We start from the raw sequence: 26,242 nt of genomic DNA, 5'->3' as shown, positions 1-26,242 counted from the left end.
ATCATGCGGTTTCCGGCATATTGGGCTTAACACACCGGAAACAATAGACAGGGCGTGAAGATATTAATTCTCGATGACTTGCACGACATTCCACCCTGATAAGGAAGGGGAAAGACTACCGCGCCGACAAAGCCAGTTTTTTGGCATGGCTGGCCCCCGCCACCAGGAATTTGTGCGGATCTTGGGCTACCCCCTTGATCCGGACTTCAAAATGCAAATGGGGTCCGGTGGAGCGTCCTGTACTGCCAATATCGGCAATATGCTGACCACGCCGCACAATATCGCCAAGTTGCACGACCAGACGCGACGCATGCGCGTAGCGCGTAATCATGTCATTGCCATGATCGATTTCCAGCATATTGCCGTAAGCGGGATGAAATTCGGCCGAGGTCACCACACCACCAGCCGCCGCCATGATCGGCGTACCGCTAGGCGCTGCAAAGTCGATGCCTTCATGCATGGAACTGCGTCCGGTAAATGGATCAAGACGACGACCAAAGGTAGAAGCGTTGTAGGCAACGTTCACTGGCTGGACAGTGGGTAGCAGACGCGACTGGATCTTGTCGCTCATCAGCGCTGATTCCACCACATTCAGATAATCGGCGCGGCGTTCCAGATCATGACTCATGCCATCCAGCAAGGCCTGAAACTCCGAGAGCGTCAGATCACGACTGCTGGTGCCATCCATCTCGGGAGAGAGTCCTCCACGACCGGGTTTTTCACCGAAGTTGAACTCGGTCGGTTTCACCCCTGCCAGCCCCTGTACACGCTCGCCCAATGCATCCAATCGCATCATCTGCGCCTGCATTTCACCGACACGCCGCGCCATCAGGGCGAGATTTTCTTTCAGGTATTTGTCCTTGTCGGCATCTTCTACGCTTGACGAGGATCCGACCAGATCACGCACAGGCGCGGGCATGTTGGCCGCCTGACTCAACGCGACATAAGACAGCAGCAAGGCACCGCCAATGATGGAACAGACAAAAACCATGAGGAGCAAGGCCAGATGACGACGCGTGAGCGTGACGGACTTGGCATGCGTAAAACGAGGGTGCAACAAAATAATCTGCATCACAACTCCCTGTCCTCTCGCCGATGCAAGGCGAGGTGTGATATGGTCTGATGACGATGTGGCCATCCTCATTCATCCCATACAAACAAGCCACCTCTTTGCAAAAACCGGCAAAGGGGGCTGTGGAATTCCTGCGTTCGCACGACAAACTAGCCGTACTTATGCCTTCGGTGTCCCGAATGGCCGCCTTGCAAAAGGATTGTGCGACGGCACTGCCTGCAATGTTCGCGCAGTGCGCCGTCCTGCAGTTCGAAGCAGGACAGTTGGTTATCGCGGTACCCAGTACCGCACTGGCTGCAAGATTGAAACAGCAATTGCCCAAGTTTCAGGACGAATTACTGCGTCGGGGATGGCAGGTTACTGCAATCAGACTTAAAGTGCAAGTCAGCAAAATTGCAGAAAAGCCGAGAACATCTGTCAAAACACCGTTATCTACAAAAGCGTTGCACGCCTTTGGTGAATTAGAGGACTGCCTGGAAGACAATCCGCGCAATCAGGCGTTAAAGAGTGCATTACGCGCACTAATTCGGCATCAACACGATAAATAAAAACCGGCTGGATGCCGGTTTTTTATTTAATCAATCAACTCAACGCCCATTCAAGATCTGCCTGTCGCACATAATCCTTGGGGGCAGAGTCGATTTGATCAAAGCTGACAATTTCATACGCATCCGGCTGTTCCAGCAAAGCGCGCACTAACAGGTTATTGAGCATGTGGCCGGACTTGTGCGCGTTGTAACTGGCAATCAATGGATAACCAACAAGATACAAATCACCGATTGCATCGAGAATTTTGTGACGCACGAATTCATTTTCGTAACGCAGACCATCGCTATTGAGGATACGGTACTCGTCCATCACAATCGCGTTTTCCAGTGAGCCGCCGCGGATCAAGCCCAGCCCACGCAAGGTCTCCATATCCTGCATGAAGCCGAAGGTCCGCGCACGGGCAACATCCTTGACGTAGGACTCCAGGCTGAAATCAATCGTCGCCGTCTGGCCGGTGCCATCAACAGCCGGATGTTTGAACTCGATAAAGAAGCTCAGTTTGAAACCGTTATACGGCTCAAGTCGTGCCCATATCTCGCGATCGCCGCTTCCCTGACGAACCTCTACCGGCTTTTTGATCCGAATAAACTTTTTGGGCGCATCCTGTTCCTGCAAACCGGCTTGCTGCAACAGAAAGACAAAAGACGATGCGGAGCCATCCATGATCGGCACTTCTTCCGCAGTCAGATCGACATACAGATTATCGATACCCAGACCGGCGCAGGCAGACATCAGATGCTCGACGGTCGAAACCTTGGCACCATCTTTTGCCAACGTCGATGCCATGCGCGTATCGCCAACAATCGTCGCCTGCGCAGGCAGTTCCACCACCGGATCGAGATCGATACGACGGAACACGATGCCGGTATCAGGCGGTGCCGCGTGCAGTGTCAAGGCAACCTTGGTACCAGAGTGCAGACCGACGCCGACTGTCTTGACCTGTTGTTGGATAGTGCGTTGTTTGAGCATGCGCGAATTATAGCAATGAGGAAACGTAAAACCGTCACGAAGAAAAGCTTTGTAACAGCTTACCCACACAATACAAGTGGGCTCAAATTGTCTTTTTCAATAGACGCCATCGATAAACTCTTTTGCCTTGCCGCAAATAAAACGAGCTGCCCGACTTAACTGGCAGCTCGTCAATCAGATTACCGAAGTAATCTCGATCAGATTTGCGACAGCAGCTTTTCAGCGGTCGATGTTTCCAGATGACCACTGTCTTCCACGTTCAAGACTTTAACAACGCCATCTTCAACCAGCATCGAATAACGCTGGGAACGTACACCCAGACCACCTTTGGTCAGATCAAACTCCAGACCCAGTGCCTTGGTGAAGGTGCCGCTGCCATCAGCGATGAAACGGACTTTGCCATCAGCCTTTTGCTCGCGGCCCCATGCGCCCATAACGAAAGGATCGTTGACAGACAGGCACCAGATTTCATCGACGCCTTTTGCCTTGAACTGGTCCGCTGCGGCGATATAGCCAGGCGCGTGCTGTTCGGAGCAGGTTGGGGTAAATGCGCCTGGAACGGCGAAGATTGCAATTTTTTTGCCTTTGGTTGCTTCGTGAACCATGACTTTGCTCGGACCAATGGCGCATGCTTCGGTTGCGACATTAACGTATTCTGCGAGCCGCGCTTCTGGCAGCTGATCACCAACTTTGATTGTCATCGTGGATTTCCTTTGATTAATTTAACGGCGTGACCGGTGAAAAAACGCCGCGCACGAGCGCGGCGTCGAACAACAAGTATGCCTTGTTCTGCCTCTTTCTGCAGACAGTTTGACAATAATATCAAACCATCTGCAGACGGCAAAAGCCGGCGCACATCTATTTAGTCGGCTTGTTTGCGCAGGAAGGCAGGAATATCATAGGTTTCCATGCCGTTTTTCTCCAGTGCACGGACGGTATCCGAGGCCGATTCACGACGCCAGACGGCCGGCGCTTTCAAGCCTTCGAACGATGCCGCAGGCTGCGCCGCACCTTGCAACATGCCGGTGTTTGCCATCATTGGTTCGTTGTGCGTGCCGGTACGCAGCATTGGCGTTTGTACCAGTTGGACACCTTTACGTGCACGACCGAGGCCGGTTGCCACCACGGTTACGCGAATGTCGTCGCCCATCGTGTCATCGTATGCGATACCTTGTGCAATCGATGCATCCGGTGCAGCGAAGGCGCGAACGGTTGCCATGACTTCCTTGATTTCCTTACCTTTCAGGCTGCGGCTGGCGGTCACGTTGACCAGTACGCCACGTGCGCCCGACAGATCGATGCCGTCCAGCAGAGGCGAAGCGACGGCCTGCTCTGCTGCGATACGTGCGCGATCAACGCCGTGTGCGGTTGCCGTACCCATCATGGCTTTGCCCTGTTCGCCCATGATCGTTTTCACGTCATTGAAGTCGACATTGATGTGACCTGGCACGTTGATGATCTCGGCAATACCAGCGACAGCGTTGTTCAGCACGTCATCGGCATGTTGCAGCCATTCGATCATGCTGTCGTCTTCGTAGATCTCTTCCAGTTTTTCGTTGAGGATGATGATCAGCGAATCGACATGCTCGGACAATGCTTCCAGACCTTCTTCAGCGATATCCATGCATTTTTTGCCTTCGTACGAGAATGGCTTGGACACAACCGCAACCGTCAGTGCGCCTTGCTCTTTGGCGATCTGCGCAACGATGGGTGCTGCACCAGTACCCGTACCACCGCCCATGCCGGCAGCGATAAAGACCATGTGCGCGCCGCGCAGTGCGTCTTCGATACGTGCACGCGACTCTTCTGCCAGTTGACGACCGACGGCTGGTTTCATGCCGGCGCCCAGGCCGGTGTCACCGATCTGAATGACGTTGTGGGCATTGGACTGATCCAGTGCCTGTGCATCCGTGTTTGCCGCGATGAATTCAACGCCGGACACGCCTTTGTTGATCATGTGCTGTACGGCATTGCCGCCCGCGCCGCCGACGCCGACAACCTTGATCACCGTGCCTTGGGAAACATTTTCGAGCATATCGATTTCCATGATAGTTCCTTCTTATATAGAGGGCAGTTCCCAGTTGATAGGCATCACGCGGTGTGACGACTAGCAACTGCTAACTGCGGGTTAAGTCAAAAAATTAAAATCAGATCGCAAACAACAAAAATCAAAAATTACCGAGAAACCATTCCTTCATGCGACGCACCAACGCCGTCGCCGATCCATCCTGTCGCGTGACCAGATGTCCACGCAGATACTGCTTTTTCGCTTCCAGCAACAAACCCAGCACAGTTGCATACCGGGGACTGCGTACTACATCTGCCAACTGCCCGTTGTACTCCGGCGTGCCAAGACGCGCCGGTTTGAGAAAAATATCTTCTGCCAGTTCCGCCATGCCCGGCATCATTGCCGTACCGCCGGTCAGTACGATGCCGGACGACAGTACCTCTTCGTAACCCGACTCACGTACAACCTGATGCACCAGCGAGAACAACTCTTCGATTCGTGGCTCGATCACCGCCGCCAGCGCCTGACGCGACAAGCTGCGTGAACCGCGATCGCCCAGGCCTGGGACTTCCAAGGTATCGCCCGGATCCGCCAACACCTGCTTCGCCATCCCGTAACGCAGCTTGATTTCTTCTGCTTCCGCAGTCGGTGTGCGTACGGCCATCGCGATGTCATTGGTGATCTGGTCGCCCGCAATCGGAATCACGGCCGTATGGCGAATCGCCCCTTCGGTAAAAATCGCCACGTCGGTCGTGCCACCACCGATATCGATCAGGACCACGCCCAGCTCTTTCTCGTCTGCCGTCAGCACGGCATCGGCAGATGCCATCGGTTGCAGGATCAGATCAGACACTTCGAGACCGCAGCGACGAATACATTTGACGATGTTCTGTACCGCGGAAACCGCACCGGTCACGATGTGCACCTTGACCTCGAGTCGGATGCCGCTCATGCCGATTGGTTCACGCACATCTTCCTGATTATCGACAATGAATTCCTGCGGCACCGTATGCAGCAATTGCTGGTCGGTCGGTATGTTGACAGCCTTGGCGGTTTCGATCACGCGCGCCACATCGGTGGCCGTAACTTCCTTTTCCTTGATTGCCACCATGCCGCTCGAATTGAAACTGCGGATATGGTTGCCAGCAATACCGGTATAGACATGGCGGATCTTGCAATCGGCCATCAGTTCGGCTTCTTCAAGCGCGCGCTGGATCGACTCGACTGTTGCCTCGATATTGACCACCACGCCTTTTTTCAAGCCGCGCGACTCGTGCTGTCCAAGGCCGATGACTTCATGGCGACCGTTAGGCAGCACTTCCGCCACCACGGCCACCACCTTGGAGGTGCCGATATCCAGCCCGACGATGAGGTTTTTAGCGTCTTTTGTCATGTCTTTCCGTTTGCCTTTTTATTGCCGTGTGTGCCGATGTTCAAACCCTGAGCCGTCAGTGCCAGACCATTCGGATATCGCATATCAATGTTTTCAATTCTGTCCTGCAGCAATGCCACCAGTTGCGGATACACGGCAACCAGTCGATCAACCCGATCCTTGAGCGTCGCTACCGTCTTTTCTCTACCCAGCTCAATCGTCACACCATTGTTCAGCTTGACCGTCCACGCATAACGATCCGAGAGACTCAGCTCTTCAGCCGACACATTCAACGGCGCCAGCCACGTATTCAAATCTCGCCAGCGTGCGATCACTTCCTTCTCGCTACCTTCCGGGCCATTGAAGGCCAGCAAACGCGCATCCTCTTCGGCTTCGGCCAGATTGGCGACAAACACGTCACCCTTCACCGACAACAATCTGCCGTCATCGCCCCACGTACCGAGCGGCGTATGTTCCTCAACCGTCACGATCAACTGATTGGGCCAGGAGCGACGAACGGTAGCCTTACGCACCCACGGGACCGACTCAAAAGTCTGACGCACGGAATCCAGATTTGCCGTAAAAAAATTTCCCTTGATCCGCGCCAATGCCGCGCTGCGAACCGTCAACGGGTTGATATGGCGCAAAGGCTCATGCTGCGTTGCCTCGACCCGAATCACCTGCAAGGTGAAGTAAGGGCGATGCGCCACCCACCACAGGCAGGATGCGACGACCGCAAGCGCAACCAACCCAAACAGGGTATTGGCTGTTGCATTGAGTAGTCGGACGTCTTGCCACATGATGGTGTCAGTTTCCCTTCAATTTACTTGCTGCTCTGCTTCAAGCCCAGCGTCGCCAGACGCAGGATTTCCACGCACAAATCTTCATAACCGGTACCTGCCACGCGTGCCGACATCGGCACCAGCGAATGACTGGTCATGCCTGGCGAGGTATTGATTTCCAGTAAAAATGGCTCGTTATCGGATTCGCGCAGCATGAAATCCACACGCGACCATCCGGTACAGCCAATCGCATTGAAGGCATTGACCGCCAACGTCTGAATCCTTTTCGTCAGCGCCTCATCGAGTGGCGCAGGACACAGATATTCGGTCTCGTCGCTGAAATACTTGTGCTCGTAATCGTAGTTTCCTTGCGGCGCACGAATCTCGACGATCGGCAAGGCACGCGCATCGCGACCACGACCAATCACCGGCACGGTCAGCTCGCGCCCTTTGACGAACTGCTCGGCCAGAATCACGCTGTCGTACCTGGCGCACAGATCAAACCCGTCACGCAAACAGTCTGCCGACTCGACACGGGCGATCCCGATCGTCGAACCCTCATGCGGTGCCTTCAGCATCAACGGCAGGCCAAATTCTTTCGCCACGGCCTGCAAACGCTCGGTCGTCGTGCTGGCAACCTCCAGCGAAACAAACGCTGGCGTCGGCACGCCATTACTCACACAGATACGTTTGGTCATGATCTTGTCCATCGCAATCGAGGACGCCATCACGCCAGGACCGGTGTACGGAATACCGAGCTGCTCCAGTGCGCCTTGCAGAGAACCGTCTTCGCCGAAAACACCGTGCAAGGCAATGAAGACCCGATCAAATCCTTCAGTCGCCAATTCGGCAATACTGCGCTCTGCCGGATCAAACGGATGGGCATCAATCCCTTTGGCCTGTAACGCAGCCAGTACGCCTTTGCCCGACATCAAGGACACTTCGCGCTCGGCGGACCGACCACCGAACAACACGCCAACCTTGCCAAATTCTTTTCTCAAGTCACTCATTGCACCTGCCCCTGCTGCAGTTTGGCGGGCACGCCACTAATCGAACCCGCCCCCATCGTGATCAATACGTCGCCATCACGGATGACATTCATGATCGTTGCCGGCATGTCGGCAATGCTTTCAACAAACACCGGATCAACCTTGCCGGCCACGCGCAAGGCATGCGCCAGCGTACGACCGTCGGCAGCCACAATCGGTTGCTCGCCTGCGGCATACACCTCGCCCAGCACCAACAGATCTGTCGTCGACAACACCTTGACGAAATCCTCGAACAGATCGCGCGTGCGTGTATAACGATGCGGCTGGAAAGCCAGTACCAGACGACGTCCGGGAAACGCACCGCGTGCTGCCGCCAATGTCGCCGCTGTCTCGACCGGGTGATGACCATAATCATCGACAAGAGCAAACGTACCGGCCGCATTTCCGTTGACATCCTTGATCGCGATTTCGCCATAACGTGTGAAGCGACGGCCAACACCATTGAATTCACTCAGTGCTTTTTGCGTTGCACTGTCGGCCACACCGAGTTCACGCGCAATCGCAATGGCAGCGCAGGCGTTTTGCACGTTATGCATGCCGGGCTGATGCAGTCGTACCTGTAATGGTTCGTAACCTTCCTGCACCACCGTAAATTCCATGTGACTGTTGACCGCACGTGCGTCGATAGCGCGGACATCGGCATCTTCATGGAAGCCGTAAGTCGTGACCAGCTTGGAAATACGCGGAATCAGTTCGCGCACGGTCGGATCGTCGATACACAACATGGCCACGCCGTAAAACGGCAGGCGCTGTGTGAAGTCGACGAATGCCTGCTTGAGCTTGTCGAAACTGTGATCATAGGTTTCCATATGATCGGCATCGATGTTCGTGATCACTTCGATCATGGGTGACAGATTCAGGAAGGATGCATCCGATTCGTCGGCCTCGACCACGATGTAATCACCCGAACCCAACTTCGCGTTGGCCCCGGCACTATTGAGCAAACCACCGATCACGAAGGTCGGATCGAATCCGCCTTCCGCCAGAATGCTGGCCACCAGACTAGTGGTCGTGGTCTTGCCATGCGTACCAGCGATGGCGATGCCGCGTTTCAAACGCATCAGTTCCGCCAGCATGACGGCACGCGGCACGATCGGAATATGCTTCGCGCGCGCGGCAACCACTTCGGGATTGTCCGCCTGCACGGCGGTCGAAGTCACGATCGCATCCGCTTCGGCGATATTCTCTGCGACATGCCCCTGGGTGACCTTGGCACCCAGCGAGGCCAGCCGACGCGTCGCGGTATTACTGCCGAGATCGGAGCCGGAAATCGTATAGCCGAGATTCAGCAGCACCTCGGCAATGCCGCTCATCCCGCTGCCGCCGATACCGACGAAATGAATGTTTTTGACTTTGTGTTTCATGCGGCTTTCACCAATTCTTCCAGCACGTCGGCAATCGCATCGTTTGCATTGCGTCGACCTTGTTCATAGGCTGCTTCGGCCATTTTCTGGCACTGCACACGCGTCATGCCTTGCAGCAATCCGGCCAAATGTGCGGCATTCAACTCTGTTTGCGGCAGGTGGATGGCTGCCTGCTGCTGCGCCATCCATTGCGCGTTATGACGTTGATGCGTGGTCGTCGACACCAGCAGCGGCACCAGCACGCTGGCAACACCGGCAGCGGTCAGTTCGGATACCGTGATTGCGCCCGCGCGGCAAATCACCAGATCAGCTTCCGCATAGCGACGCGGCATGTCATCAATAAAATCGAGTACTTCCGCTTCGACTTGTGCCTTGGCGTAATTGGCACGCAATGCGTCGATATTTTTCTTGCCGGATTGATGCGTAACGATCGGTCTTTGTTCAGCCGGAATCAATGCCAGAGCAGCCGGCAACGTTTCGTTCAGCACTTGCGCACCAAGGCTGCCACCAACAACCAGTACGCGCAGCGGACCATGACGATCTGCATAACGTTGCGCTGGTGGCAGGACATCACTGATTTCCTTGCGAACCGGATTGCCCGTCACGACCGCCTTTGCAGCAGCCGCGCCGAAATCTGCTGGGAAGCCGAACAGCACGCGTTGCGCAATCGGCGTCAGCGTCTTGTTCGACAACAGCAAGGCTGCATCCGCATTCAACAGGACAACGGGCGTACCACGCAGTTTTGCCATCAATCCACCAGGCACCGTCACGTAACCACCCATGCCGAGAACCACATCAGGCTTGCGGCGTGACAAAATCGAAGAACAGGTGCCAAAGCTTGCAAGCAAACGCAATGCGCCTTTGATCGTGTGCGACAAACCCTTGCCACGCAACCCGCTGAAGGCAATCGTGTCCATCTCGATGCCACGTTGCGGCACCAGTTCACGCTCCATGCCGTGTGCCGTACCCAGCCATGACACTTGCCAACCTCTTGCACGCATGGTTTCGGCAATCGCCAGGCCCGGGAAAATATGTCCGCCGGTACCAGCCGCCATGATCAAGAGCTTCTTCATATCCGCCCTCCTCGCATGAGGACGCGATTCTCGTAATCGATACGCAACAGAATCGCCAGACCGACACAGTTGATCAGCACACCCGAGCCGCCGTAACTCATCAGCGGCAGGGTCAAACCCTTGGTTGGCAACAACCCCATGTTGACACCCATGTTGATGAATGCCTGCACGCCGATCCAGATACCGATTCCCTTTGCGACCAGCCCGGCAAATGTCAGATCCAAGGCAATCGCCTGACGACCGATTTCGAATGCTCGTTTGATGATCCAGTAGAACGCAATCACAACCACCAGTACACCAACGAAACCGAGTTCTTCACCAATCACCGCCAGCAGAAAGTCCGTGTGGGCTTCCGGCAGATAGTGCAATTTCTCAACACTGCCACCGAGACCGACACCAAGCAGTTCACCGCGACCGAAGGCGATCAGTGAATGCGACAACTGATACGCCTTGCCAAGCGCATTGCTTTCTTCCCACGGATTCAGATACGCAAAAATACGCTCACGGCGCCACGGCGATGCAATGATCACCATGCTGAAAATGCCAACCAGCGTCGCACCTATACCACCAAACCAGATGCCATTGATGCCGCCGAGGAACAGGATGCCCATGGCGATACAAACGATCACGCCGAATGCACCCAGATCAGGTTCCAGCAACAACAGCAAACCGACAAAGCCGATCGCCAGTGTCATCGGCATGAAACCCTTGGTCAGCTTGTGCATCACCTGCTGCTTGCGCACGGTGTAATCAGCTGCGTACAACACCACGAACAATTTCATCAGCTCGGATGGTTGCAGATTGAAGACATGGAAGGACAACCAGCGACGCGCACCATTGACGCCTTTACCCACACCGGGAATCAACACCAGAATCAGCAAGATGATGGTGCCGGCAAACAGATAAGGCGCCCACTTCTGCCAGGTTTCGATCCGCACACGGAACGCCAACAGACCGGCAAACAAGGCGAGGCTGATAAAGATCGCCTGACGACCGAGGAAATGCGCATTGTCGTAACGTGCGTACTTCGGCGAATCCGGTAAGGCAATCGATGCCGAATAGACCATCACCATGCCGTACAGCATGAGCAGGATCACGACCCACACCAGCGGCTGGTCGTAACTCATCATCTTCGAGCGCTGCTCAATCCCCGGCAACGGCTGCTTCTCGGCAGCTGGGCGGAACAGCGATGTCAGCGCGAGCTTCATGCACTCACCTCGCCACGGGACAAAGCAATCTCGCGTACGGTATCGACAAATACTTGTGCGCGATGTGCATAGTTACGGAACATATCCAAGCTTGCACAGGCGGGCGACAGCAATACGGCATCACCGTGGCGCGCCAATGCGGCAGCCTGTTCGGTTGCCTCTTCCAGCGTAGTACAGTCAGTCAATGCGGTACCCGACTCGCTCAACGCTGCACGAATCGCACCGGCATCCTTGCCGATCAAAAATACAGCACGCACATACTTGGCAACCGGATCGGCCAAGGGCGAAAAATCCTGTCCTTTGCCATCACCGCCAGCGATGAGGATCAGATGCGGTTCTGCGTTTTCACGACCAGCGCCGAGCCCTTTGAGTGCCGCCACTGTCGCACCGACATTCGTGCCTTTGCTGTCATCGTAGTATTCAGCGCCACCAATGGTCGTGATGAGTTCAACACGATGCGGTTCGCCGCGATACTCTCGCAAACCATGCAGTAACTGTGCAAATGACAGACCAATCGCACGGCATAGTGCCAATGCAGCCAGTGCATTGACGGCATTGTGCTGACCACGGATATGCAAGGCATCGACTGGCATCAGTTTCTTGGTCATCACTTCAACATCGATTTGTTCTTTTTTGCGACGTCTTGGCTGCTGATCTTCATCGGCAATCGCGACCGACAACCAGCGCATGCCGTTTTCATCCACCAGACCGAAACAATCCGGCTGATCGGCTTCATCAATACCGAAGGTGACAACGCTCGACAAAGGTGACGCCATCTGCATGGTCCACGCATCATCACGATTCAATACGCGCACGGTGTCATGACCGAAAATGCGTGCCTTGTCATCTGCATAGGCTTGCATGTCGCCATGCCAGTCCAGATGATCTTGTGTCACATTGAGTACGGTTGCCACGTCGGCTTGCAGCGACATCGTGGTATGCAACTGGAAGCTCGACAGCTCCAGCACCCAGACTTGCGGCAACTGCTCGGTATCCATTGCTTCACGCAGGCAATCGAGTGCGGCCGGACTGATGTTGCCGGCAACCTGCACGGTCAAACCGGCACGACGACACAGCAGGCCGGTCAGACTGGTGACCGTCGTCTTGCCATTGGTACCGGTGATCGCGATGACCTTCGGCGCGTAAGCACGCTCTTCTTTCAACGCCGCCAATGCCTGCGCGAAGAGTTCGATTTCGCCCCAGACCGGAATATTCTTTTCTGCAGCAGCCGGAATGATGTTTGCCAGCTCACGCTGCGGCATCAGGCCAGGGCTGACGACAACAACATCGATACCATCCAGCAAACCGGCATCAAACTGGCCCTCGCCGGCACCGCCCACAAACTCGGCATTCGGAATCAGCGACTGCAATTGGGCGAGACGATCAGGTGCCTGGCGCGTATCGGCGACGCGCAGCGTGGCGCCGCAGCGGTGCAGCCACTGCGCCATCGCCAGCCCCGATTCACCGAGACCCATCACCAGAAAATGCTTGCCTGTGTAATTCATTCTGCTTTCTTCGCCACCCAATCAACGCAACTTCAGCGTCGACAAACCAAACAACACGAGAATCATCGTGATGATCCAGAAACGGACCACGACCTGCGTTTCTTTCCAGCCTTTCTGTTCGAAATGGTGATGCAACGGCGCCATCAGCAAGATGCGCTTGCCGGTTCCCGTTCTCATCTTGGTGTACTTGAAGTACGCAACCTGCAGCATTACCGACAAGGTTTCCACCACGAAGATACCGCCCATGATGAACAGCACGATTTCCTGTCGCACGATGACCGCAATCGTACCGAGCGCACCACCCAGAGCCAGCGCACCGACGTCACCCATGAAGACTTGTGCCGGATGCGCGTTGAACCAGAGGAAAGCCAGACCGGCACCCGCCATCGCACCGCAGAAAATGATCAGTTCGCCTGCACCCTTGATATGCGGAATGAACAGATACTGCGAATAGATCGCGCTGCCCGACAGATAGGCAAACAGACCCAATGCCGTACCGACCATCACAGTCGGCATGATCGCCAGACCATCCAGACCGTCGGTCAGATTGACAGCGTTGCTGGTACCGACGATGACGAAGTAGGTCAGTGCAATGAATCCCCATACGCCGAGTGGGTAGCTAATGGTTTTGAAGAAGGGCACGATCAAGTCGGCCTTCGGTGGCAACTCCATGCTGAAGCCGGATTGCACCCAAGCCAGGAACAGATCGAGGAATTGCGAATTGCTTGGCGCCGATACCGAGAACGCCAGATAAACCGCTGCAAACAAACCGATCAGCGATTGCCAGAAATACTTCTCTTTGGACGACATGCCCTTTGGATCCTTGTAGACCACCTTGCGATAGTCATCGACCCATCCGACCGCACCGAAACCCAGCGTCACGATCAGTACGACCCAGACAAAACGATTGGTCAGGTCGGTCCACAGCAAGGTCGAGATACCGATCGCCAGCAGAATCAACGCGCCGCCCATGGTTGGGGTACCGCTCTTGATCAAATGCGTTTGTGGACCGTTGGTGCGTACCGCCTGTCCGACTTTCAAGCGCGTCAACATGCGAATCACCGCCGGACCGGCAAACAGACCGATCGCCAGCGCTGTCAGCGTTGCAAACACGGCACGGAACGTAATGAAGTTGAAGATACGCATCGGACCGATGTGATCCTGCAGAAACTGTGCAAGCCAAAGCAGCATGTTAGTGGCCTTCCTGATGATGTTGACCGAGCAGATGCTGCACAACACGTTCCATTTTCATGAAACGCGATCCCTTGACCAGCGCTGTTGCCTCGTTGTTGAAAAATGCGTCTAGCGCCTGATTGAGTTCTGCGATATCGCCGCAATGCGTTGCGCCGTTGCCAAATGCACGACTGGCATGGACCGTCATCTCTCCGAGCGTCAACAGACGTTCGATGCCGCGTGCACGTGCATAGGCACCAACTTCTTCGTGATACTGCGGGCCGTCATTGCCAACTTCACCCATATCGCCCAGCACCAGTACGCGTGGCGCTTTCAGCTGCGCCAGCACATCAATCGCAGCGCGCACCGAATCCGGATTGGCGTTATACGTATCGTCGATCACCAATGCACCGTTGCTGGCAGTCTTGCGTTGCAAACGACCATTGACCGGCGCGAAAGCCTGCAAGCCACGTACGACTGCCTCGGCCGGTACGCCAATTGCCAAGGTGCAGGCAATCGCAGCCAATGCATTGCGCACATTGTGCAAACCGGCAGCAGACAGAGCGATATCGAATCGTTGTCCATTTGTGGTCACCTGCAAGTCGCTGCCAAATACATTGGCCTGATGCGTACAACGCACATCAGCATCATCACTCAACCCGAAGGTCAGGCTGCGGCAATGTGCTGCGTAACCGCGCCAGAGCGAAGTAAATTCATCATCAGCCGGATAGACGGCCACGCCGTCGGCAGGCAAGGCTTGCAGCACCGAACCGTTTTCCATGGCGACAGCTTCGACGCTCGCCATGAATTCCTGATGCTCGCGCTGTGCGTTATTGACCAGCCCGACAGTTGGATTGGCAATCGCGGACAGCAAGGCAATCTCACCCGGATGATTCATGCCGAGTTCGATCACGGCTGCCTGATGCTCTGCCGTCATGCGCAACAGGGTCAATGGCACACCAATATCGTTATTGAAGTTGCCGCGCGTTGCCAGATAACGATCCGTACCAAATGCCGCTTGCAGGATGGCCGCGATCATTTCCTTGACCGTGGTCTTGCCATTGCTGCCGGTGACGCCAATCAGGGGCAGCGCAAATTGCTGACGCCAGCCATGACCAATTTCGCCGAGAGCAACACGCGTATCCGGCACGACCAATGCAGGCACATTCAGATCGGCAGGCTGACTTTCGATAACCATGCCGGCAACCTTGCGCGCAGCAACGTCATGCAGATAATCGTGCGCATCAAAGCGTTCGCCGCGCAGCGCAACGAACAAATTACCCGCTGCAGCGGTGCGGCTGTCGCTCGAAATGCCATCAAATGACGCATCGCCGGACAATGTCGCGCCCTTGACCCAAGGCAGCAATGTGCGCAGTGTCGACTTCATCCGTGCGCCCCTTGCATTGCCCGCGACGACAAAGCCAGCGCAGCATGATCGGCATCGAGGAACGGCAATTTGCGGCCCTTGATTTCCTGATAGTTCTCATGGCCCTTGCCAGCCAGCAGGATGACATCCTGCCGTGTCGCATTACGGCAAGCCCACAAAATCGCTGTCGCACGATCCTCGATCACGTGCATGTCTGCATGCGTCTTGTCGATACCAGCGACAATCTGCGCAATGATGGACTCCGGTTCTTCATATCTCGGATTGTCAGTCGTGACGATCACATGATCTGCCACCATGGCTACCGCGCCCATTTGCGGACGCTTGCCGGGATCACGATCACCACCACAACCAAACACACACCACAATTTTCCGTGGCGTTCTTCTGCGACCAGTCGCAGACTCGCCAGCGCTTTTTCCAGTGCATCCGGCGTATGCGCGTAATCAATCACGACCAGCGGTGCCTCAACGCCGCCCAGTTGTTGCATACGGCCAGGCACTGCCATCAGTGCTTCGACCGCAGCAATCGCCTTGCGCCATGCCGCACCTTTTGCAAGCAAGACACCGATAATGCCAAGCACATTGCTGACGTTGAAATCGCCAACCAACTGGGTTTTGACCTGCGCGCGCTCCGCACCGAAATGCAAATGGAATGCGGTGCCGCTTTGACTGCTGCGCACATCCGTTGCCTGCAGCGTCGCCACATCATGCAAGACATGTCCGCCAATGCTGTATGCGGTGACGGCGATTTCCGGCCGGGTTGATCGCAGACGTGCGATCAGGCGTTCGCCCATTGCATCATCGACATTGATGACTGCGTGCTTCAAACCCGGCCAGTCGAACAACTGTGTCTTGGCTTCTTCATACGCCTGCATGTCACCGTGATAATCGAGATGGTCACGCGTGAAGTTCGTAAACAATGCGATATCAACATGTATGCCAGCCATGCGCTGCTGATGCAGACCGATCGACGATGCCTCGATTGCCAGTGCGGTCGCACCGTGCTTGCCGAGTTCAGCCAGTGCACGTTGCAATTGCACGGCATCCGGTGTGGTGTAACCAGTCACCGTAAATGTCCCGGCCGTTCCATCACGATAAATGCCTGTGCCAAGCGTGCCGATTACTGCAGTCGGACGGCCGAGACGGGACAAGGCGCTGCCCAGCCACTGCGAACAGGACGTTTTGCCGTTGGTACCGGTCACGGCAACAGTCAACATGGCTCGATCGGGATGCGCGTACCAGGCTGCGGCGATCTCACCGACTTGTGACTTAAGATGGGCGACTGGCAAAGAAGGCAAGCCAGCAATCGCTGCCGTAAAGTCGGCACCGCCGTCTGCTTCCAGCAGGATTGCAATCGCACCGCGCTCCACCGCATCGCCAATGTAGGCGCGGCCGTCTGCTTCATCATTTGGATATGCGACGAACACATCGCCCGCTTGCACCTTGCGCGAATCGGCAGTCAATTGCGCCTTCGGTGCATGCTGACGCAACCAGTCCAGAATGACATCAAGATTCATTTGTGCGGCCATCACAGCACCTCCTGCAATGGCTCAGGCGGGATGATGATGTTGGTCACGGTGGAATCCGGCGCAACATTCATCGAGCGCAACGCGCTCGCCACCACGGAAGAAAAAACAGGTCCGGCAACCGAACCGCCATAGTGCCGACCGGCAGTCGGTTCATCGATCATGACGGCAACGATGATGCGCGGATCGGAGACCGGTGCAAAGCCGACAAAAGACGCGACGTATTTCTTCACGTATTTGCCGTTTTCCAGTTTGTAAGCCGTACCGGTCTTGCCGCCGACACGATAACCGGGCACCTGCGCCTGCGGTGCAGTCCCCGTCGGACCTGCTGCCATTTCCAGCATGCTGCGCATTTCACGTGCAGTTTTTTCGGACAATACACGTTGTGCGATCGGCTGATCGGAAGAGCGCTGCAAAGTCAGCGGAATCATCTCGCCATCACGTGCAAAGATCATGTAGGCATGGGCGATCTGAAGCAGCGACACGGAGATACCATGACCGTAGCTCATGGTCGCCTGCTCGATCGGACGCCACGATTTATAAGGACGCACACGACCGGCTACCGCACCCGGGAAACCAATCTTTGGTTGCTGCCCGAAACCAACAGAGGTGAACAGATCCCACATTTCCTGCGGTTGCATCTGCAAGGCAATCTTGGCGGTACCAATGTTGGATGATTTTTCGATGATCTGCGAGACCGATGCCAGACCAATCGCGTGCGCATCACCAATCGTTGCCGTACCGATCGTCATGCGGCCGGGTGCGGTATCAATCATGGTATTGGGACGCACGATTTTCTTTTCCAACCCCAAGGCAACCGCAAATGGCTTGAGCGTCGAACCCGGCTCGAAGGTGTCAGTCAGTACGCGATTACGCAATTGCGCGCCGCTCAACTGGGCACGATTGTTGGGGTCGTATGTTGGCAGATTGGCCAGCGCCAGAATCTCGCCCGACTTGGCATCCAGAATCACGATGCCACCAGCCTTGGCTTTATTAGCTTCGACCGCCGCTTTCAGATTCGAAAAAGCGATGTACTGCAGCTTGCTATCGATTGACAGCGTCAGATCCTGACCATCATGCGGCTCGCGAATTGCCTCGATATCTTCCACCACATTACCGAGACGATCGCGAATCACACGCCGACTGCCCGGCACACCTGCCAGCGTCTTTTGATACGCCAGCTCCATGCCTTCGATACCCTTGTCTTCCACGTTGGTGAAGCCGACGATATGCGCCATCGCCTGACCTTCCGGATAATACCGCTTGTATTCCTTACGCGTGTTGATACCGGTAATATTCAATTTCAAGACCTTGTCGACCACATCCATTTCCACCTGACGCTTCAGATAGACAAAGGTTCGGTCCGAATCAAGACGGCCATACAAATCTTTTTCGCTCATATCGAGCAGCTTGGCCAACTGGCGCAGCTTGTCCTTCGGCGCTTCCATCACATCTTCAGGAATGGCCCAGACTGCGCGTACCGGCACTGACGAAGCCAGCACCTGTCCGTTGCGATCGGTGATCTTGCCACGTGTCGAGGGCAGCTCCAGTGTCCGCGCGTAACGCGAAGCGCCCTGCTTTTGCAGAAAATCTTTGGACATGCCTTGCAGCCACAAGGCGCGTCCAGCCAGGGTCGCGAAAGCAGCGAAAATCAAAAACAGCACTACCCGCGAACGCCAGGCCGGCAGCTTGGCTGCCAGGACCGGGCTGGCAACGAAAGGCACGCCTTTGCCGGAAGCGGTACGTGACGTGCTACGCGTCATTTCGCCTCCAGATTCAGATATTGCGTGCTCGCCGGCGATGCCGGCACCATACCCAGATCGCGACGCGCATTGGCTTCGATACGGCCATGCACGCCAAGCGTGGATTGATCGAGCTGCAACTGACGCCAGTCGATTTCGATCTGACGTGTCTTGGCCTGCTCACGCTCCAGCGCGATAAAGGCCGTACGGGACTGATAATGCGCATTGACGACCGACAGCGCACACAGCACCAAAATGGTCGTCAGCACGAACGCGATGCGGCCGCTCATTGCAGCGCTCCCGCAGGTGTCAAACGTTCAGCAATACGCATCACGGCAGAGCGCGCGCGCGGATTCTCGGCAACCTCTTCCTCGGAAGGCATGACACGACCAAGCAGCTTCATCTCGGGCTGCGGCAGATCGACGGCACGAATCGGCAGCCGACGGTCAGGCTGCGCCGCTTTGGCCTTGCCTGCCATGAACTGCTTGACGATGCGATCTTCGAGCGAGTGAAAACTGATCACGACCAATCTCCCGTTTGGTGCCAGATGGCGAAATGCCTCTGCCAGCACTACTTCGAGTTCTTCAAGCTCCTGATTGATGAAAATCCGGATAGCCTGAAAGGTGCGAGTGGCCGGGTCTTTGCCTTTCTCGCGAGTTTTGACGGCGTTTGCCACGATCTCGGCAAGCTGTCGTGTGCTTGAAATTGGCTCGACTGCCCTGCGAGCAACAATCGCCTTTGCAATCTGAAAAGCAAACCGTTCTTCCCCATAATCTCGTATCACTTTCTCGATTTTTTGTTCGGTTTCCGTAGCAAGCCATTCGGCTGCCGACATGCCGCGCGTGGTATCCATGCGCATATCCAATGGACCGTCTGCACGAAAGCTGAAGCCCCGGGCAGCGTCGTCCACCTGTGGCGACGAAATGCCAAGATCCAGCAATACCCCATCCAACTGCCCGATGCCGCGCACCGACAAGGCCTCTGCCAGCGTCGCAAAACTGTCATGCACGATCTCGAAACGCGCGTCAGCAATACTTGATGCGTTCGCAATCGCGTACGTATCCTTGTCAAAGGCCAGCAAACGTCCACGCTCGCCCAGCTTCTGCAGAATCAAACGACTATGACCACCGCGACCAAACGTGCCGTCAACGTAGATGCCTTGTCGGCGATCGTCTTGCAACGCGAGCGCTGCGACCGCTTCGTTCAACAAGACTGTCCGGTGCTGATATGGCTGCACCGCCTCTACATTCGTCACGGGTGTCAGAAGGAAAAATTGTTGAGTACATCGGGCACACCGGCAGCGATCGCATCCGATTCGCTTTCTGCCAGTTTTGCCGCATCCCAGATTTCGAAATGACTGCCCATGCCCATCAGCATGACGTCACGCGTCAGGCCACCCGCCGCGCGCAATTCAGGCGCGATCAGAATTCGACCAGCGGTATCAAATTCGACATCCACGGCATTGCCGAGAAAAATGCGTTGCCAGGCGCGCGCGGAAATCGGCCACTTGGCGATTTCCTCACGGCGGGTTTCCCACACAGAACGAGGGAAGAGAAGCAGGCACCCATCCGGATGTTTGGTCAGAGTGACACGTCCCTCGCATTGCAATTGCAATGCGTCGCGATGGCGGGCGGGAATGGTCATCCGGCCTTTGGCATCGAGATTGAGAGAAGACGCGCCTTGAAACACCCTGAAAATCCTTTTTATTGGCCTGCACTGTTGGTGAAGCATTTTGATTTGTCGGTTGAAATAACCCACAAATAAACACTTTTTCACACTGTCGCCCACTTTAGAGGATGCAATTCCGCGGGTCAAGCAAATTTCAGGCGTAAAAGTAGATTTTTTTCAATGAAGTCAAGGACTTAGCGCATTACGCTCAAGCAATCTAAAGTTGAAATTATCCAAATAATTAAGCACTTATCACACACTGTGAAAGTGCCACCTCATCTATACACATGTGTTTTGGAGTGAAAAACGAAAATACTGAAGAGGCGAGAAGGGACAAAACGCTCGCACATAACGGCCATTTTTACGCAAGGGATAGAAAAGAAGGATCTGCGCGATCGTGAATAAAGATCACATCGGCAATTGCTTCCGAATGATCGGCAATGATCTACCAGCGTCGCACGGTGGGAATGCTGCACTCAGAAGAGGGATCGGGCACTGATTTGCAGTAGAGGTAGGCTTCTTCACTGACGTGGGCGCCCCGACGCCGCCCAGCACCTTTGACAAATGGTGCAAAGCACTCCTGGCTGGCCCAGAAGGCACGCCATTTGGCGGCACACTCGCTCTCAGTGGGCCCTTGTCGCGGCGCAGTCAGCGCGCCAGCGCTTTGTTGACTTTGAGCGCGTGCAGCGGCCTCTTCTTCCCTGCGGGCATCGGCACGCTGCTCCTCGAGAAGTTGACGTTCGCGGGCGGCACGCTCCTGCGCAGCACGCAGGTCTTCAGAAGAAATCGCCGAACCACTGGTATCGACGCGCACTGCCTTGTCGGCATAGCGCGGCGGCACCACGTCAGACACATGGGTGCGACCCTTTTCATCCACCCAACGATAGATATCGGCGGCAACACCGGGCAGAAGAACCGCACCCAGCATACAGGCAACAACCCACCGAACAGAAAGAGCGCTCATGACACATCTCCGCACAACACGCTCTTCCGTTATAGCACGAGCGCAAAGTGCTTGCGTTATGCTTTTCCGCCAAAAAGGCCAAGAAGACCGATGATGATGAGATAAAGCGCGACGATAAAGTTAAGAAGTCGTGGCATCACCAGAATCAAAATGCCGGCAATCAGCGAAACCAGCGGACCAACCGAAAGATAGAAGTTCATGATCAGACTCCGACAAGAACGCAGGCACCTTTTGCCTGCGATATGTCATCTTCAAACTGCCTATCCGTAATGTCGGTTCGCTAGCTCACATCCTGTTGCACAAAAGAAAACGACGCACGTGATGGATCATGTGCGCCGTTGAAAAATCAATGAAGCAAACCGATAGGCCGGATTCTGTTACGGCAGACGAGCAAGCCCGTCTGCTATGACAACCATTCCTCTAGGCCGTACATTACTGCACGGCTCAAGCTTTCTACCCGCACGCTCCGCGAGCCACCTCAACGCGTGCCTATTTGAAATTGCTCCGGGTGGAGGTTACCGCGTTTCACCGTAACTTAATACGCTCGTCTCTGTGGCCCTGTTCCTCGTCTCACGACGGACGGCCGTTAACCGTCACCCTGCTCTATGGAGTCCGGACCTTCCTCCCGCCATCACCGAAATGACAGCCAGCGGTTGTCTTGGTCTGCTTCGGCCGCCATTGTAATCCAGCAAAGCGCGACCCGCTATGACAGCGCTTGCAAACGGTGCATACTCTGGTGGTAGCGATTACGAAGATGATCACCCCAGATCAGGCTGCAGCAGCATGACAGAGAGCCATGACCATGACCCTGCTTAATGCTTTTTTGCCGCATCACACCACTCTCGCGCGAATGCGACGTCAATTTGTCGCTGCTGCATTTCTATCCCTGATTCTTCCCCCTTGCTTCTCCCAAGCGCAGACCGGCAGCGTGCCGGACACGACGGCGCAGCGTGTAGCCGCCTGCATCGCTTGCCATGGCAAGGAAGGGCGCGCCGGCAGCGATGGGTACTACCCGCGTATTGCAGGCAAGCCGGCTGGCTATCTGTACAACCAGTTGATCAATTTCCGCGATGGCAAACGGCACTATCCTGTCATGACCGCCATGCTGGTCAATCTGTCCGACGACTATCTTCGCGAGATCGCACAACACTTCGCAGACCAACACCCGCCGTTTCCCGCGCCACAACCCAGCCGGGCAACCACCGCCGAACTTCTGCATGGACAACAACTGGTTCATGAAGGCGATCGTACTCGCGGCATTCCGGCTTGCATTGCCTGTCACGGCACAAAAATGACCGGGGTCAAGCCAGCAGTTCCAGGCCTGGTTGGATTGCCGCGCGACTATCTGCTTGGACAGATTGGCGCGTGGAAGATCGGCGTACGTCAGGCAAGTGCCCCCGATTGCATGGCGCAGATCGTGCAGAAGATGACGCCAGAAGATATCAGCGCCGTTGCCTCCTGGCTGGCGGCGCAAACGGTGCCGGTAGACAGCAAACCGCTATCGTCTCCTGCCAGCATGGTGTTACCGATTGATTGCGGTGGTGTTCCGCAGGGAGCTGCCAAATGAAACTGTTCATACTGCGCGTCGGCTGCGTTCTGCTTCTCTTGTTACTTGCATTAAGTGCATGGCTGTTTGTCACACATCGCAATCCGGATCTGGACCAGCCTGCCGTTCCGGTCGCCGATGTGCAACAGCAAATCCGGCAGGGTGCGTATCTCGCACGTATCGGTAATTGCATGAGCTGCCATACCGCGCGTGGTGGCGCACATTACGCAGGTGGTCGTGCGATCCCGACACCATTCGGCAATATCTATGCATCCAATCTGACCCCGGATCACGAAACCGGTATCGGCAACTGGAACGAGGACGATTTCTGGCGAGCCATGCACGATGGTCGCTCCAAGGATGGCAGACTGCTATATCCCGCCTTCCCTTACCCGAACTACACGCATGTTTCGCGCGCCGATTCCGATGCACTGTTCGCCTATTTGCAAACCCTGCCTCCTGTTTCCCAGGAAAATCGCACGCACGAACTGCGCGCCCCTTACAACAATCGCTTGCTGCTGTACGCCTGGCGCGCACTGTATTTTCGTCCCGGTACATTTGTTGCCGACGACAAGCAATCCTTTGCATGGAATCGTGGCGCATATCTGACACAAGGCCTGGGGCACTGCGCCGCCTGCCATTCGCCACGCACGATGTGGGGTGGGGTTACCGAAAAGGCAGCATTAAGTGGCGGCCTGATTCCATCGCTCAATTGGTACGCGCCTGCACTGAACAGCGGTGATGCCAGCCTCGGCCAGTGGGAGACAGAAGACATTGTTGCCTTTCTACAGCATGGCGTGACCGACACACGCAGCGTGACGGGGCCAATGGCCGAAGTGGTGGCCAACAGTCTGCAACATATGAAGCAAGATGATCTGACATCTATCGCGACGTATCTCAAATCACTTCCTGCCACGAAATCGGTATCACCATCCGAACGTTTGCGTCCCGATGAAAAACAGGCGATCATCGCCAGCGGTGCGCGACTGTATGAACATCACTGTGCAAGCTGCCATCAAAGCTCGGGCGTCGGTGTCGCATCAATCTATCCCGCACTCGCCGGCAATGGTGCCGTCACCGCAGATCCGGCCGTCAATCCGATTCGACTGGTCTTGCATGGCGGTTTTGCACCGAGCACCCAAGGCAATCCACGACCATATGGCATGCCGCCATTCGGGCAGAATATGACCGATGAAGAGATTGCCGCAGTGGTCACGTATATCCGTAATGCATGGGGCAATCAGGCGAGCGCCGTCAGCGCGCATGATGTCAACCAGCATCGTTCTCAGGAAGGGTTATAAGCCGCTTATGCACACCATGACGCAGACTGCCTCACCAAGGCACAAGAACAAAATGATCGCCATGCTGCTTGCCGTCTTTCTTGGTGGTACGGGCGCACATCGTTTCTACCTGCATGGCAAACATGACTTTCTGGCGTGGAATTATCTGCTGGCGTTACTGCTGTTCATTTTTGCCCTCATCGTCACGCGCGGGCCGCATTCATGGACGATCAGCGTGCTGGCGCTATTTCCGATTTCGATTTACCTCGGCTGGATCGAGGCGCTGGTCATCGGCCTGACACCGGATGAAAAATGGGATGCGCGCTTTAACACGCAGTCGGGCCAGACCAGCAATTCACGCTGGCCGATTGCCGTCTTGTTAGTGCTGACCTTTGCGATTGGCATCACTGCCTTTCTGGTCAGTATTGCGCGCGCTATCGATCTGTTTTTAACTGGCGGCGCGTTCGGCTAACAACAGCAAGCTGACGCGTCAGATCACACCCAACAACTTGAGCGCCAGTGGCAGCAAGATGGCAGTCAGGATGCCGCACATCCCCATTGCCAATCCGGAGAACGCACCCATTTCCGGACTGATCTGAAAAGCCCGGGCCGTACCGACGCCATGTGCCGTCGCACCAAGCGCAAAGCCTTGGGTCGCATCGTCCTCGATCTTGAACCACTTGAAGATGTACTGCGCGACCGCCGCGCCAAACAAGCCGGTGAGCATCACCATGACTGCAGTCAAGGTCGGCAATCCACCAATCTTTTCCGTCACACCCATCGCAATTGGCATCGTCACGGATTTAGGCGCCATCGACAACACGGTCAATGGCGATGCACCCAATGCCCAGGCAATCATCATCGCACTTCCAATCCCGACCACACCACCAACCAGCGAACCGAGCAACAAGGCAAACCAGTTGCGTTTGAGCTTTTCCAGTTGATGGTAAAGCGGTATCGCCAACGCAACGGTCACCGGTCCCAACAGAAAGTGTACAAACTGCGCGCCGTTGAAATACACGCTATAGGGTGTATTGGTGATCCAAAGAACCAGCACCAGCAAAGCGACCGATATTGCCACCGGATTGGCCAATCCACTGCGGCCACTTTTTTCATACACAAAGAGAGCAATGCGATAAGCAAGCAGGGTTGCTGTCAGCCACAGCAACGGCGATCCCGCCATGTAAACCCATAAGGTATTGAGCTCGAGATGCGGAATCATTGCCCGGCCTCCTGCTTGCTGCGCGATAACCAGCGTATGACCAATGCTGTTGCGATAATCGAGAGTAATGTGCTGGCCACTACCGACACCGTGATCGGCAACCATTCATCAGCGATGCGCCCCATGTGTACGCTGATGCCCACGCCCGCCGGCACGAAGAGCAACGCCATGTGTGCCAGCAACTGATTGGTGGTGGGTGCAAGCTTATCTGCAATGCCTTTCCGAAGGATCAGATAGCCAAGAAGCAGCAACATGCCAATCACGGGTCCCGGAATCGGGAGAGAGAAGACATGGACAAGGCCTTCACCCATGGTCTGGAAAACAAGTAGTGTCAGCAATGTATCGAGCATGAGCGATCCGTAAGAGCGGAAGAAAAGACCTGCAGGGACAGCCGCAGAAGGTCGGGACGACAGGAATGATCGTAGCAGTATGCCAAGCTGAGCAAAGCATTGCAGCGGATGAAATTTTTTCAGTGCGCACGCGTGCCACAAGGTTTGACTTTATTTGTGCGGCGTTGCATTTCAGCCTTGTCCATATTTGCATTTTGATTGAATTAAGGACACGTACCACCACTCATGCTGCCAACAATCTGTCCGTCCAGGACACGCCAAAAATAGAGATGGAATCGGCGTCAGGCCCCGCGCAGAATCAATTCAATTCGATGCATACGAATAGAGAGGATCAGCAATTCTTTTCCTTTCCCGCATGGATCGAACACGATCATGGCCGCCTTTCAACCATTACAAGTGGCGAAAACCGGCCATGCGATTTTTCTTTTTAGCGAAA

At 55.4% G+C, this 26,242-nt stretch carries 27 protein-coding genes and 1 other RNA gene; 5 read left to right on the top strand and 23 right to left on the bottom strand.

Features of this window, described 5'->3' with window-relative positions:
- Positions 1-115: 115 nt before the first annotated feature.
- Positions 116-1,072 carry a M23 family metallopeptidase gene (locus tag IEV29_RS11620; RefSeq protein WP_188381460.1) on the bottom strand — a complete coding sequence of 319 codons (957 nt, stop codon included), beginning with the start codon at positions 1,070-1,072 and terminating at the stop codon, positions 116-118.
- A 56-nt stretch (positions 1,073-1,128) separates the two neighbouring features.
- On the opposite strand from IEV29_RS11620, the gene IEV29_RS11615 reads away from it, so the two are divergent.
- Complete coding sequence (locus IEV29_RS11615; protein ID WP_308632725.1) at positions 1,129-1,620, top strand: DciA family protein; 492 nt, start codon at positions 1,129-1,131, stop codon at positions 1,618-1,620.
- A gap of 34 nt (positions 1,621-1,654) precedes the next feature.
- Here the strand turns inward: IEV29_RS11615 and lpxC are convergent, their stop codons facing one another.
- The 20 genes from lpxC to rnpB all read right to left on the bottom strand — a co-directional run bounded on the left by lpxC (position 1,655) and on the right by rnpB (position 22,078).
- Entirely contained in the window at positions 1,655-2,590 is a 936-nt protein-coding gene (gene lpxC, locus IEV29_RS11610; RefSeq protein WP_188381458.1) for a UDP-3-O-acyl-N-acetylglucosamine deacetylase, read from the bottom strand.
- A 197-nt stretch (positions 2,591-2,787) separates the two neighbouring features.
- Positions 2,788-3,291, bottom strand: coding sequence for a peroxiredoxin (locus IEV29_RS11605; RefSeq protein ID WP_188381457.1), 504 nt, complete (start codon positions 3,289-3,291; stop codon positions 2,788-2,790).
- 161 nt (positions 3,292-3,452) lie between these two features.
- Complete coding sequence (gene ftsZ, locus IEV29_RS11600; protein ID WP_188381456.1) at positions 3,453-4,637, bottom strand: cell division protein FtsZ; 1,185 nt, start codon at positions 4,635-4,637, stop codon at positions 3,453-3,455.
- A 121-nt stretch (positions 4,638-4,758) separates the two neighbouring features.
- Complete coding sequence (gene ftsA / locus IEV29_RS11595) at positions 4,759-5,991, bottom strand: cell division protein FtsA (RefSeq protein ID WP_188381455.1); 1,233 nt, start codon at positions 5,989-5,991, stop codon at positions 4,759-4,761.
- Positions 5,988-6,770 (bottom strand): cell division protein FtsQ/DivIB, encoded by a 783-nt coding sequence (locus tag IEV29_RS11590; protein ID WP_188381454.1) that lies wholly within the window; start codon positions 6,768-6,770, stop codon positions 5,988-5,990. The genes ftsA and IEV29_RS11590 overlap by 4 nt, the downstream gene beginning before the upstream one ends.
- A gap of 23 nt (positions 6,771-6,793) precedes the next feature.
- Complete coding sequence (locus tag IEV29_RS11585; RefSeq protein WP_188381453.1) at positions 6,794-7,762, bottom strand: D-alanine--D-alanine ligase; 969 nt, start codon at positions 7,760-7,762, stop codon at positions 6,794-6,796.
- A complete protein-coding gene (murC, locus tag IEV29_RS11580; protein ID WP_188381452.1) occupies positions 7,759-9,165 on the bottom strand; it encodes a UDP-N-acetylmuramate--L-alanine ligase in 1,407 nt (468 codons plus the stop codon). Before murC ends, IEV29_RS11585 begins: the two co-directional genes overlap by 4 nt.
- On the bottom strand, positions 9,162-10,238 hold the full coding sequence (murG, locus tag IEV29_RS11575; protein WP_188381451.1) for an undecaprenyldiphospho-muramoylpentapeptide beta-N-acetylglucosaminyltransferase: 1,077 nt from the start codon (positions 10,236-10,238) through the stop codon (positions 9,162-9,164). The genes murC and murG overlap by 4 nt, the downstream gene beginning before the upstream one ends.
- Positions 10,235-11,446, bottom strand: coding sequence for a putative lipid II flippase FtsW (gene ftsW, locus IEV29_RS11570; protein ID WP_229726369.1), 1,212 nt, complete (start codon positions 11,444-11,446; stop codon positions 10,235-10,237). Before ftsW ends, murG begins: the two co-directional genes overlap by 4 nt.
- Positions 11,443-12,951, bottom strand: a complete 1,509-nt coding sequence (gene murD, locus IEV29_RS11565; protein WP_188381450.1) for a UDP-N-acetylmuramoyl-L-alanine--D-glutamate ligase — start codon at positions 12,949-12,951, stop codon at positions 11,443-11,445. The genes ftsW and murD overlap by 4 nt, the downstream gene beginning before the upstream one ends.
- Before the next feature lie 21 nt (positions 12,952-12,972).
- On the bottom strand, positions 12,973-14,142 hold the full coding sequence (gene mraY, locus IEV29_RS11560; protein ID WP_188381449.1) for a phospho-N-acetylmuramoyl-pentapeptide-transferase: 1,170 nt from the start codon (positions 14,140-14,142) through the stop codon (positions 12,973-12,975).
- Between the two features lies 1 nt (position 14,143).
- The gene (locus tag IEV29_RS11555) at positions 14,144-15,511 is read right to left on the bottom strand and encodes a UDP-N-acetylmuramoyl-tripeptide--D-alanyl-D-alanine ligase (protein ID WP_188381448.1); all 1,368 of its coding nucleotides are present in this window, start codon (positions 15,509-15,511) and stop codon (positions 14,144-14,146) included.
- Positions 15,508-17,037 (bottom strand): UDP-N-acetylmuramoyl-L-alanyl-D-glutamate--2,6-diaminopimelate ligase, encoded by a 1,530-nt coding sequence (locus IEV29_RS11550; protein ID WP_188381447.1) that lies wholly within the window; start codon positions 17,035-17,037, stop codon positions 15,508-15,510. Before IEV29_RS11550 ends, IEV29_RS11555 begins: the two co-directional genes overlap by 4 nt.
- Positions 17,037-18,797, bottom strand: coding sequence for a peptidoglycan D,D-transpeptidase FtsI family protein (locus IEV29_RS11545; RefSeq protein WP_188381446.1), 1,761 nt, complete (start codon positions 18,795-18,797; stop codon positions 17,037-17,039). Before IEV29_RS11545 ends, IEV29_RS11550 begins: the two co-directional genes overlap by 1 nt.
- The gene (gene ftsL / locus IEV29_RS11540) at positions 18,794-19,066 is read right to left on the bottom strand and encodes a cell division protein FtsL (protein ID WP_188381445.1); all 273 of its coding nucleotides are present in this window, start codon (positions 19,064-19,066) and stop codon (positions 18,794-18,796) included. The genes IEV29_RS11545 and ftsL overlap by 4 nt, the downstream gene beginning before the upstream one ends.
- Positions 19,063-20,031 carry a 16S rRNA (cytosine(1402)-N(4))-methyltransferase RsmH gene (gene rsmH, locus IEV29_RS11535; RefSeq protein ID WP_188381444.1) on the bottom strand — a complete coding sequence of 323 codons (969 nt, stop codon included), beginning with the start codon at positions 20,029-20,031 and terminating at the stop codon, positions 19,063-19,065. The genes ftsL and rsmH overlap by 4 nt, the downstream gene beginning before the upstream one ends.
- 5 nt (positions 20,032-20,036) lie before the next feature.
- Entirely contained in the window at positions 20,037-20,465 is a 429-nt protein-coding gene (gene mraZ / locus IEV29_RS11530) for a division/cell wall cluster transcriptional repressor MraZ (RefSeq protein ID WP_188381443.1), read from the bottom strand.
- 424 nt (positions 20,466-20,889) lie between these two features.
- Positions 20,890-21,408: a DUF4124 domain-containing protein gene (locus tag IEV29_RS11525; protein WP_188381442.1), complete on the bottom strand. Its 519-nt coding sequence runs from the start codon at positions 21,406-21,408 to the stop codon at positions 20,890-20,892.
- Positions 21,409-21,464: 56 nt separating this feature from the next.
- Positions 21,465-21,608: a DUF3096 domain-containing protein gene (locus IEV29_RS11520; protein ID WP_188381441.1), complete on the bottom strand. Its 144-nt coding sequence runs from the start codon at positions 21,606-21,608 to the stop codon at positions 21,465-21,467.
- A 147-nt stretch (positions 21,609-21,755) separates the two neighbouring features.
- An RNA gene (gene rnpB, locus IEV29_RS11515) (RNase P RNA component class A) lies at positions 21,756-22,078 on the bottom strand.
- 180 nt (positions 22,079-22,258) lie between these two features.
- Between rnpB and IEV29_RS11510 the strand changes: the two genes are divergently transcribed.
- Genes IEV29_RS11510 through IEV29_RS11500 form a run of 3 tightly spaced genes read left to right on the top strand, consistent with a single transcriptional unit; the run spans position 22,259 to position 24,706 of the window.
- Positions 22,259-22,975, top strand: coding sequence for a c-type cytochrome (locus IEV29_RS11510; protein WP_188381440.1), 717 nt, complete (start codon positions 22,259-22,261; stop codon positions 22,973-22,975).
- The gene (locus tag IEV29_RS11505) at positions 22,972-24,255 is read left to right on the top strand and encodes a c-type cytochrome (protein ID WP_188381439.1); all 1,284 of its coding nucleotides are present in this window, start codon (positions 22,972-22,974) and stop codon (positions 24,253-24,255) included. Before IEV29_RS11510 ends, IEV29_RS11505 begins: the two co-directional genes overlap by 4 nt.
- A gap of 52 nt (positions 24,256-24,307) precedes the next feature.
- The gene (locus tag IEV29_RS11500; RefSeq protein ID WP_229726367.1) at positions 24,308-24,706 is read left to right on the top strand and encodes a TM2 domain-containing protein; all 399 of its coding nucleotides are present in this window, start codon (positions 24,308-24,310) and stop codon (positions 24,704-24,706) included.
- Between the two features lie 18 nt (positions 24,707-24,724).
- Here IEV29_RS11500 and IEV29_RS11495 read toward each other — a convergent pair whose 3' ends face one another.
- Entirely contained in the window at positions 24,725-25,456 is a 732-nt protein-coding gene (locus IEV29_RS11495; RefSeq protein ID WP_188381437.1) for an LrgB family protein, read from the bottom strand.
- Positions 25,453-25,806 (bottom strand): CidA/LrgA family protein, encoded by a 354-nt coding sequence (locus IEV29_RS11490; RefSeq protein ID WP_188381436.1) that lies wholly within the window; start codon positions 25,804-25,806, stop codon positions 25,453-25,455. Before IEV29_RS11490 ends, IEV29_RS11495 begins: the two co-directional genes overlap by 4 nt.
- A 65-nt stretch (positions 25,807-25,871) precedes the next feature.
- Between IEV29_RS11490 and IEV29_RS11485 the strand changes: the two genes are divergently transcribed.
- Entirely contained in the window at positions 25,872-26,237 is a 366-nt protein-coding gene (locus IEV29_RS11485) for a hypothetical protein (protein ID WP_188381435.1), read from the top strand.
- The last annotated feature ends 5 nt before the right edge of the window (positions 26,238-26,242 follow it).

The sequence above is a fragment of the Oxalicibacterium faecigallinarum genome (assembly GCF_014635705.1).
Taxonomy (GTDB): Bacteria; Pseudomonadota; Gammaproteobacteria; order Burkholderiales; family Burkholderiaceae_D; genus Oxalicibacterium; species Oxalicibacterium faecigallinarum.
The sequence above is the reverse complement of the archived record's forward strand: the minus strand, read 5'-3'. Positions and strand labels throughout refer to the sequence as shown.

What these genes read in the sequence shown, in the direction of transcription:
- IEV29_RS11585 (WP_188381453.1), bottom strand. Translation starts at nt 7,762, where the DNA reads ATGAGTGACTTGAGAAAAGAATTTGGCAAGGTTGGCGTGTTGTTCGGT.
- lpxC (WP_188381458.1), bottom strand. Translation starts at nt 2,590, where the DNA reads ATGCTCAAACAACGCACTATCCAACAACAGGTCAAGACAGTCGGCGTC.
- IEV29_RS11555 (WP_188381448.1), bottom strand. Translation starts at nt 15,511, where the DNA reads ATGAAGTCGACACTGCGCACATTGCTGCCTTGGGTCAAGGGCGCGACA.
- IEV29_RS11615 (WP_308632725.1), top strand. Translation starts at nt 1,129, where the DNA reads ATGTGGCCATCCTCATTCATCCCATACAAACAAGCCACCTCTTTGCAA.
- IEV29_RS11620 (WP_188381460.1), bottom strand. Translation starts at nt 1,072, where the DNA reads ATGCAGATTATTTTGTTGCACCCTCGTTTTACGCATGCCAAGTCCGTC.
- murG (WP_188381451.1), bottom strand. Translation starts at nt 10,238, where the DNA reads ATGAAGAAGCTCTTGATCATGGCGGCTGGTACCGGCGGACATATTTTC.
- IEV29_RS11605 (WP_188381457.1), bottom strand. Translation starts at nt 3,291, where the DNA reads ATGACAATCAAAGTTGGTGATCAGCTGCCAGAAGCGCGGCTCGCAGAA.
- IEV29_RS11505 (WP_188381439.1), top strand. Translation starts at nt 22,972, where the DNA reads ATGAAACTGTTCATACTGCGCGTCGGCTGCGTTCTGCTTCTCTTGTTA.
- murD (WP_188381450.1), bottom strand. Translation starts at nt 12,951, where the DNA reads ATGAATTACACAGGCAAGCATTTTCTGGTGATGGGTCTCGGTGAATCG.
- IEV29_RS11520 (WP_188381441.1), bottom strand. Translation starts at nt 21,608, where the DNA reads ATGAACTTCTATCTTTCGGTTGGTCCGCTGGTTTCGCTGATTGCCGGC.
- IEV29_RS11485 (WP_188381435.1), top strand. Translation starts at nt 25,872, where the DNA reads ATGATCGTAGCAGTATGCCAAGCTGAGCAAAGCATTGCAGCGGATGAA.
- ftsA (WP_188381455.1), bottom strand. Translation starts at nt 5,991, where the DNA reads ATGACAAAAGACGCTAAAAACCTCATCGTCGGGCTGGATATCGGCACC.
- murC (WP_188381452.1), bottom strand. Translation starts at nt 9,165, where the DNA reads ATGAAACACAAAGTCAAAAACATTCATTTCGTCGGTATCGGCGGCAGC.
- IEV29_RS11500 (WP_229726367.1), top strand. Translation starts at nt 24,308, where the DNA reads ATGATCGCCATGCTGCTTGCCGTCTTTCTTGGTGGTACGGGCGCACAT.
- IEV29_RS11490 (WP_188381436.1), bottom strand. Translation starts at nt 25,806, where the DNA reads ATGCTCGATACATTGCTGACACTACTTGTTTTCCAGACCATGGGTGAA.
- IEV29_RS11545 (WP_188381446.1), bottom strand. Translation starts at nt 18,797, where the DNA reads ATGACGCGTAGCACGTCACGTACCGCTTCCGGCAAAGGCGTGCCTTTC.
- IEV29_RS11495 (WP_188381437.1), bottom strand. Translation starts at nt 25,456, where the DNA reads ATGATTCCGCATCTCGAGCTCAATACCTTATGGGTTTACATGGCGGGA.
- IEV29_RS11550 (WP_188381447.1), bottom strand. Translation starts at nt 17,037, where the DNA reads ATGGCCGCACAAATGAATCTTGATGTCATTCTGGACTGGTTGCGTCAG.
- IEV29_RS11525 (WP_188381442.1), bottom strand. Translation starts at nt 21,408, where the DNA reads ATGAGCGCTCTTTCTGTTCGGTGGGTTGTTGCCTGTATGCTGGGTGCG.
- ftsL (WP_188381445.1), bottom strand. Translation starts at nt 19,066, where the DNA reads ATGAGCGGCCGCATCGCGTTCGTGCTGACGACCATTTTGGTGCTGTGT.
- mraY (WP_188381449.1), bottom strand. Translation starts at nt 14,142, where the DNA reads ATGCTGCTTTGGCTTGCACAGTTTCTGCAGGATCACATCGGTCCGATG.
- ftsZ (WP_188381456.1), bottom strand. Translation starts at nt 4,637, where the DNA reads ATGGAAATCGATATGCTCGAAAATGTTTCCCAAGGCACGGTGATCAAG.
- ftsW (WP_229726369.1), bottom strand. Translation starts at nt 11,446, where the DNA reads ATGAAGCTCGCGCTGACATCGCTGTTCCGCCCAGCTGCCGAGAAGCAG.
- IEV29_RS11590 (WP_188381454.1), bottom strand. Translation starts at nt 6,770, where the DNA reads ATGTGGCAAGACGTCCGACTACTCAATGCAACAGCCAATACCCTGTTT.
- IEV29_RS11510 (WP_188381440.1), top strand. Translation starts at nt 22,259, where the DNA reads ATGCGACGTCAATTTGTCGCTGCTGCATTTCTATCCCTGATTCTTCCC.